Source organism: Kamptonema formosum PCC 6407 (assembly GCF_000332155.1).
GTDB classification, from domain to species: Bacteria; Cyanobacteriota; Cyanobacteriia; order Cyanobacteriales; family Microcoleaceae; genus Kamptonema; species Kamptonema formosum.
Window position 1 is genome coordinate 2,500,550 of the sequence record NZ_KB235903.1, and the last position, 18,014, is coordinate 2,518,563.

Below are 18,014 nucleotides of genomic sequence, written 5' to 3' on the forward strand. Positions count from 1 at the left end.
AGGACACTCGCTCATGGATCAAACCATTGACTCTCTTCCCTTCTTTCCCTTCTTTCCCTAGCCCCTAGCCCCTAGCCCCTAGCCCCTAACCGCCCTGGCGGTTGCTATACCTTTGACAACAGATTGATTTACCCATGCAGTTGCGTAATCTAGATAGGCTGACCAAATTTCTGGAAATCGACTGACATTAGGAATATGATTGACTTCTAACAAATGTTTTGTTTCGTTTTCGTTCACAATATAATCATTTGCTATAAGCTCTAACCCAAAAGCTTTTGCAACATTCTGTGTATCTTCTAATAACTCTGGATCGATCTCCATAAAGTCAGCCCTCTGATCGTGAATTGACTTTAGCCAAGTCTCTCCTTCAAGTTTGATTTGCCAATGCTTGTCGCCAATTAAAACGACTCTTACAGCGTCTCCAGAAATAAAATCCTCAATAAGGCATGGATCGTCACTTTGCCACACATCTTTAAATCGTTCTTTATTTTTTCCACAGTGCCAATTTCCCCACTTCGCTACTTTTTCATTCTTAGTATGAAATTCTGCTCTAGGAGCTGCATAACCTCGAAGTGGTGAACCAAAGCGTGTATGTTGAAGAACACGCACAAGTCCTGGTAATCGTAGACGTAAATCCATCATCCCACGCGGATTAGGTAGGCATAAACCACCCCACAAACCCAAAGCCGCAAAAAATTCTAAATCATTTTCATAAATGCCGTGAAAAACAACTTTTGTCACCTCAATCATGCCAGCGTGTTTACGGGATTCAACGAAGAGTTGTCCATCTTTAACGATAATGCGAGGTAAGGCTTGATGGGCTACCACTCCAATACCAAACTCAAGAAGCGACTGAAACTCAGCAACCTCAGACTCTTCTAAACCAACAATACATACTCGTTGAGTGACAGTCATTTTTTAGACACTATTACAACATCTGAATTAAAATGTTAGCCTGCATATCAGCAATATAGTAATTTTACCTCAATTTTGTAGGGGGAACCTACAACCCGATCGCCCGCTACTGGCGATCGCGAAAATGATGTCAAATGGGTTCTATACAGCTAGGGTTTTAGCCATCCGGTTCTTACGTTTAATTAGGTGGATTTACTTAGGACTTACGCAAAATCAAAGAAACCGGGTTTCTTGACAAAACCTACGCTTTGAGGCTAATCACTGACAAGAAACCTGGTTTCTCGCACCCTGCGCGTAAGTCCAGGCAGTATTATTAGCCAACCTCCCCAGGTTCTACAATGCGCTGGAACAGGTAGCCAGTACCTCGTGCGGTTAGAATTAACTCAGGATTGCTAGGATCGTCTTCTAACTTTGCCCTTAGCCGCGAGATGTGAACGTCCACAACGCGGGTGTCTACGTGGCGCTCAGGCGTATATCCCCAAACTTCCTGCAAAATTTCCGATCGCGAAAAAGGCTCTCCAGAACGGCTTACTAATAGCTCTAAAAGGCTAAACTCCATTCCCGTCAGCCGAATGCGTTCGTCCCCTTTGTAAACTTGTCGCTTATTGGTATCAATTCTGATATTGGTGACATGAATAACGCCGGAACTGGGAATACCCGAAGCACCGTTTTTGTCAACCCTCCGCAGTACCGAACGGATGCGGGCTTCTAATTCCTTGGGAGAAAAAGGCTTGACAACGTAATCGTCCGCCCCCAATTCTAAACCGGTGATGCGATCGGCAACATCCCCCAACGCCGTCAGCATGATAATCGGCACATCGGACTCCTTCCGCAACTCCTGACAAACACCGTAACCATCTAGCTTTGGCATCATTACATCCAGTACCACAAGGTCAGGATCGGTATTGCGAAAGGTATCTAGGGCTTCTTCGCCGTCAGCAGCAGTGACGACATCGTAGCCGATCATCGACAGGCGAGTTTCCAGAATGCGGCGGATACTGGCTTCGTCATCGACTACTAGAATTTTTTCCTTATGGTTTTCCAAATTCCCCAACACTCCTTAAGTTACATTACTGATAAGTTAATTTTTTGTACCCTATCATTAAGACACAAACTCTTTTAATCACTTGTGTTCGGCCTGAAAGCCTTGTTATTGCTCTTATTCAGGCTTTTTCAAATGTTAAGGTTACTCTATATTGTAAACAATGCCAAAGCCTCGCACACAATATGTTTGTCGGGAATGCGGCTACGAGTCGCCCCAATACTTCGGCAGGTGTCCTAGCTGTCAGAATTGGGACTCTTTTGATGAACAGCTAGAGATTATCCCCACAACTCCAGCGGGCAGAGTGGGTTTGACTGGCGTAACCACTAGGGAAACGGGCAACTTAACACCAGATAAGTCTTCTGGTCAGCCGAGAGCATCTTTCAAATTATCACAGATTGCTGACCAATCACAGTCACGTTGGCCTTCTGGTTATGGGGAATTGGATCGGGTTTTGGGAGGGGGGATTGTTCCGGGTTCTTTGGTGTTGATTGGGGGGGAACCGGGGATTGGGAAATCAACGCTGTTGTTGCAGGTGGCGAATCAACTGTCGCGCAAGGATCGCATACTGTATGTGAGTGCGGAGGAGTCGGGTCAGCAGGTGAAGTTGCGATCGCAGCGTTTGGGTGTTGCTACTCCGGTAAATTTATCTGCCAATGGACAAAATGCTAATGGTAGTGGGGAAAAGGCGAAGAATTCGGGCGATCGCGAAATAGACAATTCAGCGGAGAATTTTTACTTACTCCCGGAAACTGATTTAGAGGTGATTTTGCGGGAGTTGGAATCGCTGAAACCGAATTTAGCAGTAATTGACAGTATTCAGACGGTTTATTTTGCTAGTTTAACATCGGCCCCGGGTTCGGTGGCGCAGGTACGGGAATGTACTTCGGCGTTGATGCAGGTGGCGAAGCGGGCAAATATTACTTTATTTATTGTCGGTCATGTGACGAAAGATGGGGGCTTAGCGGGGCCGAGGGTTTTAGAGCATTTGGTCGATACTGTACTGTATTTTGAGGGCGATCGCTTTGCTTCTCACCGATTGTTACGTTCTATGAAAAACCGCTTTGGTGCAACTCACGAAATCGGAGTATTTGAAATGATCGCCAATGGGTTGCGAGAAGTCGATAATCCCTCAGAGTTATTTTTGGGTAATCGAGATGAGTTTTCTCCGGGTACATCGACGACAGTTGCTTGTGAAGGCACTCGCCCAATTGTAGTAGAAATTCAAGCTTTAGTTAGTCCTGCGAGTTTTGGTTCGCCGCGCCGCGCTACTACTGGGGTTGATAATGCTAGATTGCAGCAAATTCTAGCTGTTTTAGAGAAGAGAGTCGGGATTCCCCTATCTAAATTAGATACGATTGTGGCAACGGTGGGCGGGTTAAAAGTGGAGGAACCTGCTGCGGATTTGGGAGTTGCGATCGCAGTAGTAGCTAGTTTCCGCGATCGCGTGGTGGATGCGCGGACTGTGTTATTAGGAGAAGTAGGTTTAGGCGGGCAAGTGCGACCCGTTTCACAACTAGAATTAAGGCTGAGGGAGGCGGCAAAATTAGGGTTTAAACGGGCAATTATTCCTCACAATCAAACACCGCCAGATTTGGGGATGCAAATTATTCCAGTGGCGAAGGTGATTGATGCAATTATTGCCGCAATTCCTGCTACTCCCCGTCAATTGGAGTCAGATGATGATAGTTAACAGTTAACAGTTAACTGTTAACTGTTGAATAGGGGAACTTACGTACCCAAATAAAGAAACCGGGTTTTTTGATGAAAATACTTCGTTTTCACCACATATTCTCTCAAAAACCCGGTTTCTGGAGCCCTGAGCGTAAGTTCTTTTTTTGCTTCTTACAAATGCTAGAGTGTTATATAATACGTAAGTCCTGTGAATGGATAATCGAGAGGTAATAGTTATGCACGAAATAGATGTTGCCGAGGCTAAAAAGAATCTGGGCGAATTAATCGAAGCGGCGATTAAAGGTGAAGAAGTTGTGATTAGTAAGGATAACCAACCTGTTGTAAAATTAGTGGTAATACCACAAACTAAGAAGCGTTGGCCATCCCAAGCTGGAACTGCTAAAGGTATGGTTTGGATGTCCGATGACTTTGACGAACCGTTAGAAGAGTTTAAGGAGTATATGGAATGAGGCTATTGTTGGACACTCATACCTTTATTTGGTACGTCACCGATAACCCTAGACTTAGCATTAATGTCAAAACCATAATTGAAGATGAAAATAACGAGAAGCTAGTCAGTACAGCTAGTATTTGGGAAATGGCGATTAAGCACAGTATAGGCAGATTGAGTTTCAGTCTGCCTTTTATGGAGTTTATCAGGCAACAACTCAGTGTTAGTAACATGGGGATACTGGAGATTAATCTACACCAAATTGAGGTTGTTGCTTCGCTACCTTTGCATCATCGCGATCCATTCGATCGGCTGATAATTGCACAGGCAATAGCGGAACAGATACCTATTTTGAGTGTAGATTCTGTTTTTGATGCCTATGCGATCGCGAGGTTATGGTAAATCATGTTATTATTTAACAACTATTGGGCGCAAGTGCGAGATATAATTCAGCAAATCTGGGCTTAGCTTTGATTAAATATAAATTATATAAGCAGATTTTGACCAAAGAATGAGCAAGATAAAAAAACACCATAAAAATTCATGGTTAAATGAATTAGATGCCATAATTCGCGGTGCATCGGGCGGATTTTTATTTGGCATTCCCTTACTTTATACAATGGAGGTTTGGTGGATCGGTTCATCTACTAAACCGCCACAAATGCTAGGCGCGATCGCATCTACTTTTGTCGCCGTTTTCCTGCTTAACCGGACTGAAGGATTTCGCAAAACAAAGAATATTCGCTTCCAAGAAGCTCTAATCGACACTGTAGAAGCCATTGCGATCGGGACTGTCTGCGCCGCACTGATCCTATTTTTACTCCGAGAAATTACCCCAGAGACACCTCTGCAAGAAATTTTAGGAAAAGTGATATTTGAAGGCCTTTCCTTTTCTCTGGGAGTGGCGATCGCGCGAGCAGTTTTGAGTGGCGATCGCAATCAGGGTTCGGATGACGACGAACAAGATAAAAAAAAGGAAACTACTATTAATGCAACTTTAGCAGATATCGGCGCTACTTTAATCGGCGCTACCATCATTGCTTTCAACATTGCACCCACCGATGAAGTTCCCATGTTAGCCGCAGCCATATCTCCCCCTTGGCAATTAGCCATTATCGCCGCTTCTCTGCTAATTTCCTATGGTATTGTGTTTGCGGCCGGCTTTACCCACCAAGTAAAACGCTACCAGCAGCAAGGTATCTTTCAACGCCCACTTAGCGAAACGATAATGGCTTATTTAGTGTCACTTGCGGCATCTACATTCATGCTGTACTTTTTCGACAAGCTCAACTTTAGCGATCCTTGGTCAGTATGGTTGAGCTATACATTAGTATTAGGATTGCCTGCAACAATTGGCGGCGCGGCAGGAAGGTTAACAGTATGACAGAGGATAATCAAAAGCAGTTTAAACGATCGCTGGCGGAATGGGTGACATTTGCGATCGCGAGTTTTATCCTCGCTACCCTGAGCGGATTAGTAGTCTACAATTGGCTGACTAACAAACACGAACCTCCTATCCTCTCTGTCACGCAAAATACAGCTATGCGCGAAACAGGAGGGCAATTTTACATACCATTTATACTTACTAATACGGGTGGCGAAACCGCTGAATCAGTCCAAGTTATAGCGGAACTGCGAGTTAATGGAGAAGTTGTGGAAAGTGGAGAACAGCAAATAGATTTTTTGTCAAGCGGTGAAACTCAAGAAGGTGCTTTTATTTTCAGCCGCGATCCGCGCAAAGGTCAGTTAATTTTGCGAGTAGCAAGTTACAAATTGCCATAAGGTAACATAAATAGTTAACGGTTAACTGTTAACTGTTAACCGTTAACCGTTAACAATTACTTTTTCGCAGTTTGGCTATCAGGTACGGTAATATTTACAAACGGTAATGCTCCGTTACCTCCCATTACAGTTGGAAACTGACCATTCCATTTTTCAATTGCTTGCTGTTGAAGAAGTTCTGGAGTTAAAGTCATGCGCTGCAAACGCTGGGCCTCTGCTTGACCCTTAGCACGGTTAATTTGAGCTTGAGCTTCTTGCGTTGCTTTCAATGCCAAAAATTCAGCTTGTTTAGCTTCCTGTTCAGCTATTTGCTTAGATTCTATCGCTTTGCTAAACTCCGGTGAAAAGCCGAAATTTACCAGAGAAACATCTTTCACTAGCACTCCATAAGGTGCTAAACGGTTCCTGAGACTATTGTCAATTTCGGCTTTTAATTCTGTGCGTTTAGTGATAATTTCCAACGCTGTTTTTTTGGCAGTGGCAGCTTTTAGGACTTCGGAAACTGCCGGATTCAAAATTCCATCCACAATTTGTTCTTCGCTTCCTACCTGCTGGTAAACTTGATTCGCCTTAGTGGGGTCTATATTCCAGTTTATTGCTAGATCGGCAGTAATTCTTTGCAAATCTTTAGATGCTGCTTCTGCCTTCAAATCAGTCTTTTGTACGCGAACGCTGAGAGTTTTAACAGATGTGACTATTGGCATAACTGGGTGAATGCCTTCATCTAATATTTGCTCCTGAACTTTGCCGAAGCGCATGACTACGCCTCGTTCGCCAGCATTAACAATGGTAAAGGGTTTAAAAAGCAGGGCTCCGATCGCGATGACAACGCCGCCGATGATGTATACGGCAAGGTTGTAAGGAAAAGCTGTTTGGGTGATTTTCATAAATCTTAGTACCTTATATTAGTCTTATCTAGTATTTCTCTATGTTAGCCTTTGAGCGAAAATTCAACTCTCATAAACTTTTCCGCCGATCGAGAGAAATCAAGGTGTGAGATTGCTTTGGGGTTGCTTAGTGCCCTCAGATTGCTTAGTTCCTGGCAACTGTGGTACGTTTAGCTCTCGCAATGACAGAAAATTGTAGTAACTACGTAAGTCTTAATCTAAAATTATTTTTGATAAATTTACTTCCAATGAAGATTTCGCAACGACATGAATGGCCTGAGACTGTTGAGGAGGCGATCGGGATTCAGCAGCAACTCCAGTCGGAGGTAATCGCCGAAGACCAACTCGGAACGATCCGCTATGTCGCCGGCGTGGATGTGGCCTATGAAGAAAAAACGGCGATCGCACAGGCGGCTGTCGCAGTTTTGACATTTCCTGACTTACAATTAAAGGAACAGGTCGTTGTCCAAGTCCCTGTGAGTTTTCCCTACATTGCCGGTTTTTTATCCTTTCGGGAAGTACCCGCAGTGCTGGCAGCCCTAGAAAATCTCACCACTACCCCGGACTTAATTCTTTGTGATGGTCAAGGTTTAGCTCATCCCCGGAGGTTTGGTCTCGCCTGTCATTTGGGAGTATTGACACAAGTTCCTACTATAGGTGTTGCTAAAACTCGTTTTATCGGAGAGCATGAACCAGTACCCTCCGAACGTGGTAGTTGGCGGCCCTTGTGCGATCGCCAGGAAATTATTGGTGCTGTACTCAGAACCCAAAACGGAGTAAAACCGATTTATATTTCCATCGGCCACAAGGTAAGCTTAAATAAAGCTATTGACTGCGTGATGCGTTGTACTCTAAAGTATCGTCTACCTGAGACAACACGGTATGCCGATCGACTCTCATCAGGTTAACAGAGGAATGCCCAAAGACAAGACTAGAAAAGCAACAACGAGGCGAGGATTCTGAATATTCCCTCATAACTTAAATGAAAAATCAACTGTGGGTGCGCTCTAGTGGACACCTATGAATTAAGGAAGTCTTTTCTGTAGGGTTGAAAGTTGTATGCTTCCCCCGATGTAAAAAAAGATTATCCCTTAGAAAGATGTACGAGGGTTCTGAAATTTTTAGAATAACCCTCAGATGCTAAAAACATTTGCAAAAACAAGGAGCATTGGCATGGCAGAGAAAAGTAAGCGCGGATTCGCCTCTATGGACGCAGAAAAACAGCGCGAAATTGCTAGTAAAGGCGGAAAAGCAGCCCACGCAAAAGGAACTGCCCACGAATTCACCCCTGAAGAAGCTAGACAAGCTGGCCAAAAAGGTGGGGAAGCAGTTAGCCGAAATCGTGAACACATGGCAGAAATTGGCCGCGAAGGCGGTCGCAAAAGCCGTAAGAGCGAAAGTGTGTAAACTAAAAGCAGTAAACTTGCATATCCCCGCGTCCAATCAGATTTAAGTTGATAGGACAACAAAAGCCCCCAAAGTGGGGCTTTTTGTTTGGCTTTTTCCTAGAAGGCAGAATTTAGTTATCAACAAGAGTCGGAAAAATTCATTGTTTAGAAGAGATTTAGTTATCGATAAGGGTAGAAGGGAAATACAATTCCCAGCAATGGTTTCAGCAATTAATAACGTCAAGCGTGACCTTGGCGGTTCCGGTACAAAATATTAGACTTGGACAGCGAATAATGTAAGGGTTAGCTATTATGTGTTCGATAACTTTAGAGTGGACAGAAGCAGGTCAACTCGTAACCCAGACAATTCAAGGGAAACAGGCGAGCAAAAATCCGGGTACTGTACGGATAGGGCGCGATCGCACGCGGTGTGATTTAGTTGTATCTCACCCGACTGTATCTGGGCTCCACGTTGAACTATTTTTTAATGACCAGACAAATATGTTCTATCTGCGGAATTTGCGGGATAGTAACCCACCGCTAGTTGATGGAAAAATATTAAATCAGGGAGAGGCAGTTCTAAATTCTGGCACTTACATCTATTTGGGACAAGTGGAAGTAAAGGTGGTTTCGGTTTTTCTTGGTACGAGTGGGGTTCCCCCGACGGTTTTACTACCTCCACCCGCAAATGTAGCCCAGTACCCGTCGGCAACGGGGCCCACAGAATACGGTTTGAAATGTCCCAAGTGTCTGCACATTTCTCCCTACTCCCAGTTAGATATTGGTTGTCCTTGGTGTGGTACTTCTTTAGCAGCAGCGGTAAGTGTAGTGTTACCGCCCTCCGGTTCGCAGTAATATAGCCGAAGGAAGAAGGCTTTAGTGACAGGACTTACGCACCCAACCAAAGAAACCGGGTTTCGACGGAGCTCGACCAGCAGTTTTTTGACGAAAATAAGTAAATCCATGTAATTAAACATAAGATAACGATGGCTAAAAAGTTGGCTGTATAAGCGTTCTTCCTTCTCTCCTAGATAACTAAATCCTTCTTCCTTCTTCCTTCTTCCTTCTTCCTTCTTCCTTCTTCCTTCTTCTGCCTCCTGCCTCCTGCCTTCTAAATTATGAATCCTCAACCCTTGCGCCTTCAACTCAGTTGGGAAGACACAAGCTTAGGCGATCGCCGCGAGCCCTTGCTGGAACTACCAATTGCTATAGGGCGAATCTTTGAGAGTATGCCGGCGACAATTAATGGCGATCGCGTTTCTAGAATTGCCCTCAACAACAGTCAAGTCTCTCGCTTCCACGCCGCGATCGCTTTAGAAAAAGGCAGTATTGTTGTGACGGATACAGGCAGCCGCAACGGTACTTTTGTCAATGGTATCCGCCAACATCGCAGCGTTTTAGCTAATGGCGATACTCTCCAAATTGGCCCCTATTCAATTGTTATTTACTTCGCCCCTAGTCATAGTTTACCTACTAGAAATTCCCAGATTTTTTTCAACCCCACTACAAATTTACCCGATCCTAATTGGTTTCCCCAACTACCTCTGTCTCCACCTTCACCCAGCGGCTCTAGAGGAAGTGGCTTTCCCCCGCCTATATTTTTGCAATCTGCTGTTTTGACAGCACAATCAATCTATGCTACTGGCTTACCAGTTAGTGAAATTGATTATGCTGCAATTGGGGGAGGATTGGGTAGTTTCTTTTGGGTAAATTTACTAAGAATTTGTGGAGTAAAAACTTCTCAAATTTGGGCTTTAGGGATGGAAGATAAACCCTACGCTCGCTATCAACGCCTCTGTCTCAATTCTCAAATTCCAGCCCACGAAAGATTACGTTCCAATTCTGATTCCTGTCCCGATAATATTTGGGGTTGGCCTCCCTACGCAGTGCGAGAAGCTTGGCGGGAAATGCTGGATGGACATTTGGGCAAGTCGTTGAAGTTGATGTGGCAAGTTTTTTCAGAACCAACTTTTGCGGAAACTTACACGCCAAAATCTGGTAATGTGTTCGATTCAATTGATAGAGAAGCTGATAGAATTGGGTGGAAAGAAATCTATCGCTATGGACGAGTTCTGAGTATTCGTAAAACTGATGATGGTAGATATGCGATCGCTTATTCTTCTTCTAGTGCTAGCCAACGCTCTCATGCTTTTGTTATAGCTAAATATGTGCATTTAGCTACGGGCTATCCAGCGATTCAGTTCCTCCCGGATTTGCAAGCTTATCGCGAACAAACCCGCGATTTCAAGTCAGTTGTTAATGCCTATGAAAGTCACGATTTTGTCTATGAATATTTAGAACGCAATGGTGGCACAGTATTGATTAGAGGTCGGGGAATTGTAGCTTCGCGGGTGGTACAGCGGCTTTATGAAGCTAGGGCGAGAAATCAGAATATTCAAGTATTGCATTTGATGCGATCGCCTAGACCGCAAGGTAATAAATTCGGTCGCGCCAGACGAAAAGTAGAAAATCACTGTGAATTTCAGCCTTTCAACTGGCCAAAAGCTTGCTGGGGCGGGGACTTGCGGGTAATTCTGGAGAATGCTGCTATTGAGAATCGCTCAGAACTTCTGACGGATTGGGGTGGTACTACTACTGCTAATCGCAGCGATTGGCGGCGTATAGTCCGAGAAGGCCTCAGTCAAGGATGGTATCAAATTACTTTTGGGGAAGTGGAACGAGTCGAACGGGATGCTCAAAACCGCACGGTGACTTATATTCAGGAGAAGGGGTTAAAGGGACAGCTACAGTTAGCGGCGGATTTTATTATTGATGCGACTGGTTTGGATGCTAAAGTCAAGACGAGCCCGCTGCTAGAAGATTTAGTCAATCAATATAACCTCCCTCTCAATCATTTGGGGCGTTTGAGTATTAGTAATGATTTTGAATTACGGGAAATGCGATCGCCTCTGACTCCCGTTAATCAGGGGAAAACATCAAATGCCCTTCTTGCTAAGGGAAGCTGGGGCGATCGAGGGGGCCGAATGTATGCCGCAGGCGCAATTACTTTAGGTGGCCCCTACGCACCTGTAGATAGTTTCCTGGGTTTACAATATGCTGCCCTGCGCTCTATTGAGAGTTTAGCGGCGGCGCGAGCTCCAGGGATGCAGAGTTTGGGCGCTGTGAGATCCCTAACTCAGTGGTGGAAGTGGGCCCTCAACCAATCTCCAGGTTGAAAATAAAAAACGCCCAAATTGCGGGCGCTCGTCAGGGTGCATCTACTATGCTTACTAGCATACACCCTTAAGGGGTAATACCCCTCAATTAATTAATAAAAAGTTATAATTTGGTCTCAATTGTGTTAATTGGTAATGGGTAATGGCTAATGGGTAATGGGTAATGGCTAATGGGTAATTGGTAATGGCTAATTGCTAATTGCTAATTGCTAATGGCTAATGGCTAATTGCTAATTGCTAATTACCCATCTCCCCCATCTCCCCCATCTCCCCCATCCTCCCCCATCTCCCCCCATCTCCCCCATCTCCCCGCCCCCCGCTCCCCCGCCCCCTCTCTTTCCCTAGCCCCCTAGCCCCTTCTTCAAAATGACTCCTACTCTCTTCGGTCGCTGGCAGACTCGGTTATTACTATTTGCAACTGTGGGAGTTGCAGTAACAATACCTTTTTTTTTAGGATTAATTGGCTCTAAATCAGGTTGGATATTTTTCTGGATACTAGGATATATAGGGATTTTTGGATTGATTTGGGATGTTTTATATATTTACATTCAGCAGTTCCGGTGGGATCGAGATTGGCCGGGAGCTTTTCAATTGTTGAGCGGTGTTTGGGAAGCTATTTTTTTGGTGTTTTTGATCGAAATTCTGGGTTTACCAGGCATAGAGCAGGAGGATTTTGATTTAGCCGCCTTTGGCTTGCACTATAGTTTAGTCTGGGTGACAATTTATCTCGCGTCGCAAACATTACTCCGAGTTTTATTTCCCTACTGGCGTTTCCGTGGCGGTCAATGGTTTTAAGTTATTTAACTTAAATTTAAGTCGTTGTAAGATTAAGCTCGCGCTGTATTTGCTCGATATCAATAATATTAAGAGATCGTTAACATCTCTCTAATCACTCAAAAATAGAGTATAATTGAAATCAATATTTAAAATTAGGGTAATTTGCTGCCATTCGTGGGTTATGTGGCATCAAAAGCTCTGCAAAATCTTCAGACTAGAAAAAAAATAAATTTTCTGAATGCTTGCCCATAAGTCGGAAAGTTTTTCAGGGGGGATCTAGTAGCTGTTAACTCTGTAGAGAACTAATATGGATAATAATCAGGTTCAGAATCAAAGTCAAGCTAAGGAGTCTCAAGTAAAGGAAGCTAGAGTAGATGAAATCAAGGCAAATTTAGGAGAACATACTATAGAAACTTACGGGCAAGCCTTTGCCAATTACAAGTATGTAGATGAGAAATTGCGAGAAACAATTAAAGAACTATCCGAACTAAAATTTGCACTAGATAACTCAGCGATAGTTGCCATGACTGATGCCAAAGGCATTATCAGCTATATCAACGATAAATTTTGTGAAATATCTAAATATAGCCGCAAAGAGCTGATTGGGAAAACTCACAAAATTATCAATTCTGGCTATCATTCTCAAGAATTTTTCAAGGAATTTTGGCAGACTATTACCGCTGGTAAAGTTTGGAAAGCTATAATTAAAAACCGGGCCAAAGATGGAACATATTACTGGGTAGATACCACCGTCATACCCTTTTTAGATGAAAGCGGGCAACCCTATAAATATTTATCGATCAGATATGAAATCACAGAGGCTAAGGAAGCAGAGGAGGAATCTCGCAAACAGGCGGAACAACTGGAAATTGCCCTAAAAGAGCTAAAAATTACTCAATCCCAGCTAGTTCAAGCTGAAAAATTATCGAGTTTAGGGCAATTAGTTGCTGGAGTTGCCCATGAAATTAATAATCCTGTCAGCTTTATCTATGGAAATCTTGTTCATGCTAATGAGTACATTCACTCCTTGCTAAAATTGCTGAATCTTTACCAGGAAAATTATCCGAATCCAGTCCCAGAGATTAAAATGGTAGCTCAGGAAAGTGATGTAGATTTCTTAATAGAAGATTTGCCAAAACTACTAAGTTCGATGAAAATGGGGGCGAACCGGATTCGCGAGATAGTTTTGTCTTTGCGGAACTTTTCAAGACATGATGAAGCTAAAATGAAGCCAGTTGATATTCACGAAGGCATCGATAGTACGCTGCTGATTCTACAAAATCAACTTAAAAGACAAGGTAAACTTGCTGAAGTTCGCGCGATCAAAGAATATGGTAATCTGCCGCTAGTTGAGTGCTACCCAAGTCAGTTAAATCAGGTATTTATGAATATTATTGCTAATGCAATTGATGCTTTAGAAGGATTCAGAATTAAGCAACTCCAAGTAATGAAAAACAAGGAAGAAGAAATAGAGGTTTATTCTCTTTGCCCGATTCCTACAATTAGGATTAAGACTAAAGTGGGAGAGGAAAATCAAGTCATAATTTCTATTATTGACAATGGATGTGGGGTAGAACCAGAAGTTATGCAACGGCTATTCGACCCATTTTTTACAACAAAAGATGTAGGAAAAGGTACTGGCTTAGGGCTGTCTATTTCTTACCATATTATCGTCGAAAAACATAAAGGTAAGTTAGAATGTTTTTCACAGCTTGGCTGTGGAACTCAGTTTGTAATTTCGATTCCTATTTCTCAGCAAGATCGCGTCTAGAATGAAAAAATCTTACTGTATTTTCTCTTTTTTCGCAGGCTCAGGCTTTCTCGATTTAGGTTTTGAGTTGAGTGGTTTTAAGATAGCTTATATCAATGAAATTTTCTCGCCATTTATGCAGGCTTACCGTTACTCTCGTAAATGCCTAAATCTGCCATTGCCAGAATATGGTTACTCTGAAGGAGAGGAGGCAGATGTAACGCGACTGACAGCAGGAGAAGCAGCGCTAAAGTTGCGAGAATTGATGCAGGATGCCCGTAAAAATAATGATATTATTGGGTTTATTGCTGGGCCGCCTTGTCCTGACTTTTCTGTTGGTGGAAAAAATCGAGGTCAGGAAGGGGAGAAGGGTAAGCTTTCTGCTGCTTACGTTGAGTTAATTTGTCAGCAACAGCCTGATTTCTTTTTGTTTGAAAATGTTAAAGGTTTGTGGAGAACTCAAAAGCATAGAGTGTTTTTTGAGGAGTGTAAAAATCGGCTAAACCAAGCTGGCTATGTATTGACAGAGCGCCTAATTAATGCAATAGAATATGGAGTGCCACAAGATAGAGATAGAATTATTTTACTAGGTTTCCGTAAGGATTTAATTAAGGATAGGGGCATCAAACTTGATGAAGTTGGGGGAATGTTGCCTGAAGGTGTTTTTCCTTGGAATAGTCAGATTATATATCCCAAGTCCCAGGCTTTTGCTTACTCTTGGCCCTCTACGAATTCATTTGAAGAAAATTCGCTGCTTCCTTGTGCAAATGGCATTCCTCAAGAGTTAACAGTTGAGTTTTGGTTCCAGAAAAATGATGTGATGAATCATCCCAATGCTGAACATTGTTTCAAGCCGAAAGCCGGGATTAAGCGCTTTGCTGTTGTTGATGAGGGAGATGATTCGAGAAAGTCATTTAAGCGGCTGCATAGATGGCGTTATTCACCGACAGCCTGTTATGGGAATAATGAAGTGCATTTACATCCTTACAAAGTTCGTCGGCTATCTGTCGCGGAGGTGTTGGCTATTCAATCTTTGCCTAAAGAATTTGTATTACCGGCTTCGATGACGCTAAGTAATATGTTTAAAACTGTGGGAAATGGTGTACCTTTTTTGGCGGCGAAAGGAATTGCCAAAAGTATGATTGAGTTTTGGGAGAGAAGTGAGTATAAAGCTTACAGTACCAGTGAATATATTCACAGTTCATTGACAACTGCTATATAATCTATCAAGGTTTAAAACCTTGATTCTCTAAATTGCCGACAGCCTACTATGACCGCCACTCCCCGCCGCTATCACATTACCACCTTCGGATGCCAGATGAACAAAGCCGACTCGGAACGCATGGCCGGCATCCTAGAAGATATGGGTTTCGAGTGGTCTGAAGACCCCAATGAAGCCAGCTTAATTCTCTACAATACTTGTAGCATTCGGGACAGTGCCGAACACAAAGTTTATTCCTATCTGGGAAGACAAGCCGGCCGCAAGCGTGTAGAACCAGAACTGACTTTAATTGTTGCTGGATGCGTGGCCCAGCAAGAAGGCGAAGCGTTACTGCGGCGAGTTCCTGAATTAGATTTAGTGATGGGGCCGCAACACGCAAATCGCTTACAAGATTTACTTGAACAAGTGTTTGATGGCAATCAGGTAGTTGCTACAGATGCCGTCCATATTATGGAAGATATCACTAAGCCGCGCCGCGATAGTAAGGTGACAGCTTGGGTGAATGTAATTTATGGCTGTAATGAACGCTGCACTTATTGTGTAGTGCCGAATGTGCGGGGTATTGAACAGTCGCGAACTCCTAAAGCAATTCGGGCAGAAATGGAAGAATTAGGTCGTCAAGGTTACAAGGAAGTAACTTTATTGGGGCAAAATATTGATGCCTATGGTCGCGATTTGCCCGGAACAAAACCCGATGGTAGCAATCAGTATACCTTGACTGATTTACTTTACTATGTAAGCGATGTGCCGGGGATTGAACGGATTCGTTTTGCAACTAGCCACCCGCGTTATTTCACGGAAAGGTTAATTAAAGCTTGTGCAGAATTGCCCCAGGTATGCGAACATTTTCACATTCCCTTTCAATCGGGGGATAATGACATTTTAAAGGCGATGGCGCGGGGTTATACTCAGGAAAAATATCGCCGGATTATTGAGACAATTCGTCAATATATGCCGGATGCTTCAATTAGCGCTGATGCGATTGTTGGTTTTCCTGGGGAAAGCGAAGCACAGTTTGAAAAGACGCTGAACCTAGTAGTTGATATGCGGTTTGATTTGGTGAATACGGCGGCTTATTCGCCTCGGCCTGGAACTCCAGCAGCTTTGTGGGATACCCAGTTAAGCGAGGAGGTAAAGGCTGATAGGTTACAACGTTTAAATCATGTGGTTACTCAGACGGCAATGGAACGTTCGCAGCGCTATCTGGGACGTATTGAAGAAGTGCTAGTAGAAGACCAAAACCAGAAAGATGCAACTCAAGTTATGGGTCGAGGACGTGGCAACCGTCTGACATTTTTACGGGGAAATATTGAGGAGTTAAGGGGTCAGCTAGTGCAGGTAAAAATCACTGATGTTCGTGCCTTCAGTTTGACTGGCGATCTCTGGTATAATGGCTCAGTTTCATAATTTGCAATTATAGGTTCTAAAATGAAGGGATTAAAACCAGTTAATGTTGACCAGTACAGTCAAGTTAAAAAGTTGCTTGGCTTAATGCTAATTTCGGGAGTTTTAGGGATTAGCTTTTTTGGTTGTGCTCAACCAACTCCTGAAGCTAATGAACCGGCAGTAACTCCAAAACCAACGGCAAGTGCAACTCCGCAACCTAATTCTACAACTCCTACATCTCAAGCGAATCAAACAACTGTAACTCCAAAACCAACGGCAAGTGCAACTCCAAAACCTAGTCCCACAACTCCTACATCTCAAGTTAATCAAGTACCTCAATCTGAGTTACCAAAGCCTAATGCACAAGGAGACTATCAAAGAACATCTCATAAATATTGGCAAATTGTCGATCCAAGTGGCAAAGGTGTTACTTGCCGAATGGGAAAATCTTCGATTGAACAAATACAAACTCCTGGTAACTCTGTGGTCTTAGATATTCCTAACTGGCCTGTAATTGGCACTTTTAAACAGGGGCAAAATTTTGAGATTAACTCTGGCCCGGCAGGATTTGGCGTATTGCTTGACAATAACAAACAACCCTGGATTTACGTAGAAAAAAGCTCGGTTCAAGGTGCCCCTAGTAAATGTTTTGTTCGGGCTAATAGCAGTTCTGTCAAACCAGTGCAGAAGTCATAGCTAGGGGCTAGGGACTAGGGGCTAGGGGCTAGGGAAGAGAGAAGAGGGAAAAGCTTACGACCTAATGGTTAGAGTCGATAGGAGCGTTGCCACTCCTACCTCTCCTTCAGAACCGGACGTGATACTTTCGCATCATCCGGCTCCTTGATAATTCCACCTTATTGATGTTCCCTTTTCCCCTCTTTCTTGCCCAGGCTCTTAGCTTTTGCCATGTCAGGTCGTCAACCTTTGAGAAGGTGTCCTTACTAACGACTGTCGAGTAATAGTTTGACCATCCCCTAATGATTGGATTGAGCTTACTGATTAAAGCAGCTTGAGGGGGGGTTTTGTGGGTGTCTATTACTTCAGCAATCTTGGCTAGATGAGTCTTAACCTTGGTTGAGGCGATGGCACGCCATCGAACTCACGTTCTTTTAGGTGCTATCTATTCTGCGATGGAGGTTATGTTCACACGATTTATAGAAACCTAAGCTATAAATCCTATCCATTTACCTTTTGGTCAGAGCCTATCAGCCTAATTTGGCTCTTTTTCGTATAACGCAGTTTAAGCGATAGTTCACTTTCGTTCACCATTAGGGAACTCCCTCTAGCACTTGTCCGCCTTAGACTGGCGGTTTCCGTTACCAACGCGAGTCTGCACTCCGACTATTTCGTTACCTACTGGGTCGTGACCGGACTTGCTTTGAGTCTTTTACGTGAGGGTAAGGGGTGTGAATCCCTTAGCGGAGGCGGCTCCGCATACTAAACGACCATTTCAGGTCGCGCTGGGTTAAACGAATCGCACGATTATGAACCAGAGGTAAGAGTTGGAGTTGCCCTAAACGACGAAAGCGGTTGCGATCGCAAATCCAGGGCTTATATCAATTCC

18 protein-coding genes are annotated in these 18,014 nt (G+C 43.6%); 14 read left to right on the top strand and 4 right to left on the bottom strand.

The genetic code is table 11. The features are described 5' to 3' along the window. Positions 1 to 78: 78 nt before the first annotated feature. Together OSCIL6407_RS0115890 and rpaB are read right to left on the bottom strand one after the other, a co-directional pair. Positions 79 to 915: an ATP-grasp domain-containing protein gene (locus OSCIL6407_RS0115890; RefSeq protein ID WP_007358079.1), complete on the bottom strand. Its 837-nt coding sequence runs from the start codon at positions 913 to 915 to the stop codon at positions 79 to 81. A 313-nt stretch (positions 916 to 1,228) separates the two neighbouring features. Then, complete coding sequence (gene rpaB / locus OSCIL6407_RS0115895; RefSeq protein WP_026103763.1) at positions 1,229 to 1,960, bottom strand: response regulator transcription factor RpaB; 732 nt, start codon at positions 1,958 to 1,960, stop codon at positions 1,229 to 1,231. 160 nt (positions 1,961 to 2,120) lie between these two features. Between rpaB and radA the strand changes: the two genes are divergently transcribed. From radA to OSCIL6407_RS0115920, 5 genes are all read left to right on the top strand, one after another. Next, complete coding sequence (radA, locus tag OSCIL6407_RS0115900; protein WP_019487421.1) at positions 2,121 to 3,650, top strand: DNA repair protein RadA; 1,530 nt, start codon at positions 2,121 to 2,123, stop codon at positions 3,648 to 3,650. 217 nt (positions 3,651 to 3,867) lie between these two features. Further along, positions 3,868 to 4,101, top strand: a complete 234-nt coding sequence (locus OSCIL6407_RS0115905; protein WP_007358081.1) for a type II toxin-antitoxin system Phd/YefM family antitoxin — start codon at positions 3,868 to 3,870, stop codon at positions 4,099 to 4,101. Further along, the gene (locus tag OSCIL6407_RS0115910; protein ID WP_007358082.1) at positions 4,098 to 4,484 is read left to right on the top strand and encodes a type II toxin-antitoxin system VapC family toxin; all 387 of its coding nucleotides are present in this window, start codon (positions 4,098 to 4,100) and stop codon (positions 4,482 to 4,484) included. Before OSCIL6407_RS0115905 ends, OSCIL6407_RS0115910 begins: the two co-directional genes overlap by 4 nt. A gap of 109 nt (positions 4,485 to 4,593) precedes the next feature. Continuing rightward, a complete protein-coding gene (locus OSCIL6407_RS0115915) occupies positions 4,594 to 5,466 on the top strand; it encodes a TIGR02587 family membrane protein (protein WP_007358083.1) in 873 nt (290 codons plus the stop codon). After that, positions 5,463 to 5,864: a TIGR02588 family protein gene (locus tag OSCIL6407_RS0115920; protein ID WP_007358084.1), complete on the top strand. Its 402-nt coding sequence runs from the start codon at positions 5,463 to 5,465 to the stop codon at positions 5,862 to 5,864. Before OSCIL6407_RS0115915 ends, OSCIL6407_RS0115920 begins: the two co-directional genes overlap by 4 nt. Positions 5,865 to 5,920: 56 nt before the next feature. On the opposite strand, the gene OSCIL6407_RS0115925 is transcribed toward OSCIL6407_RS0115920, so the two are convergent. Beyond that, positions 5,921 to 6,751, bottom strand: a complete 831-nt coding sequence (locus OSCIL6407_RS0115925) for a prohibitin family protein (protein ID WP_007358085.1) — start codon at positions 6,749 to 6,751, stop codon at positions 5,921 to 5,923. A 248-nt stretch (positions 6,752 to 6,999) separates the two neighbouring features. Here OSCIL6407_RS0115925 and nfi point away from each other — a divergent pair, with 248 nt between their 5' ends. The 9 genes from nfi to OSCIL6407_RS0115970 all read left to right on the top strand — a co-directional run bounded on the left by nfi (position 7,000) and on the right by OSCIL6407_RS0115970 (position 17,146). Beyond that, positions 7,000 to 7,659, top strand: a complete 660-nt coding sequence (gene nfi / locus OSCIL6407_RS0115930; protein ID WP_007358086.1) for a deoxyribonuclease V — start codon at positions 7,000 to 7,002, stop codon at positions 7,657 to 7,659. A 265-nt stretch (positions 7,660 to 7,924) separates the two neighbouring features. Beyond that, positions 7,925 to 8,158 (top strand): KGG domain-containing protein, encoded by a 234-nt coding sequence (locus tag OSCIL6407_RS0115935; protein ID WP_007358087.1) that lies wholly within the window; start codon positions 7,925 to 7,927, stop codon positions 8,156 to 8,158. 293 nt (positions 8,159 to 8,451) lie between these two features. Beyond that, positions 8,452 to 8,994 (top strand): FHA domain-containing protein, encoded by a 543-nt coding sequence (locus tag OSCIL6407_RS0115940; RefSeq protein WP_019487423.1) that lies wholly within the window; start codon positions 8,452 to 8,454, stop codon positions 8,992 to 8,994. Between the two features lie 263 nt (positions 8,995 to 9,257). Further along, a complete protein-coding gene (locus OSCIL6407_RS0115945) occupies positions 9,258 to 11,315 on the top strand; it encodes an FHA domain-containing protein (protein WP_007357105.1) in 2,058 nt (685 codons plus the stop codon). Between the two features lie 366 nt (positions 11,316 to 11,681). Next, complete coding sequence (locus OSCIL6407_RS0115950; RefSeq protein WP_007357910.1) at positions 11,682 to 12,110, top strand: hypothetical protein; 429 nt, start codon at positions 11,682 to 11,684, stop codon at positions 12,108 to 12,110. A gap of 289 nt (positions 12,111 to 12,399) precedes the next feature. After that, a complete protein-coding gene (locus OSCIL6407_RS0115955) occupies positions 12,400 to 13,863 on the top strand; it encodes a PAS domain-containing sensor histidine kinase (protein ID WP_007357911.1) in 1,464 nt (487 codons plus the stop codon). Position 13,864: 1 nt separating this feature from the next. Further along, a complete protein-coding gene (locus tag OSCIL6407_RS0115960; RefSeq protein WP_007357912.1) occupies positions 13,865 to 15,064 on the top strand; it encodes a DNA cytosine methyltransferase in 1,200 nt (399 codons plus the stop codon). A 48-nt stretch (positions 15,065 to 15,112) separates the two neighbouring features. Continuing rightward, positions 15,113 to 16,471 (top strand): tRNA (N6-isopentenyl adenosine(37)-C2)-methylthiotransferase MiaB, encoded by a 1,359-nt coding sequence (miaB, locus tag OSCIL6407_RS0115965; protein ID WP_007357913.1) that lies wholly within the window; start codon positions 15,113 to 15,115, stop codon positions 16,469 to 16,471. A gap of 21 nt (positions 16,472 to 16,492) precedes the next feature. Continuing rightward, positions 16,493 to 17,146, top strand: a complete 654-nt coding sequence (locus OSCIL6407_RS0115970) for a hypothetical protein (protein WP_007357914.1) — start codon at positions 16,493 to 16,495, stop codon at positions 17,144 to 17,146. Between the two features lie 106 nt (positions 17,147 to 17,252). Here the strand turns inward: OSCIL6407_RS0115970 and OSCIL6407_RS32650 are convergent, their stop codons facing one another. Beyond that, positions 17,253 to 17,534 carry a group II intron maturase-specific domain-containing protein gene (locus OSCIL6407_RS32650; protein ID WP_267879552.1) on the bottom strand — a complete coding sequence of 94 codons (282 nt, stop codon included), beginning with the start codon at positions 17,532 to 17,534 and terminating at the stop codon, positions 17,253 to 17,255. Between the last annotated feature and the right edge of the window lie 480 nt (positions 17,535 to 18,014).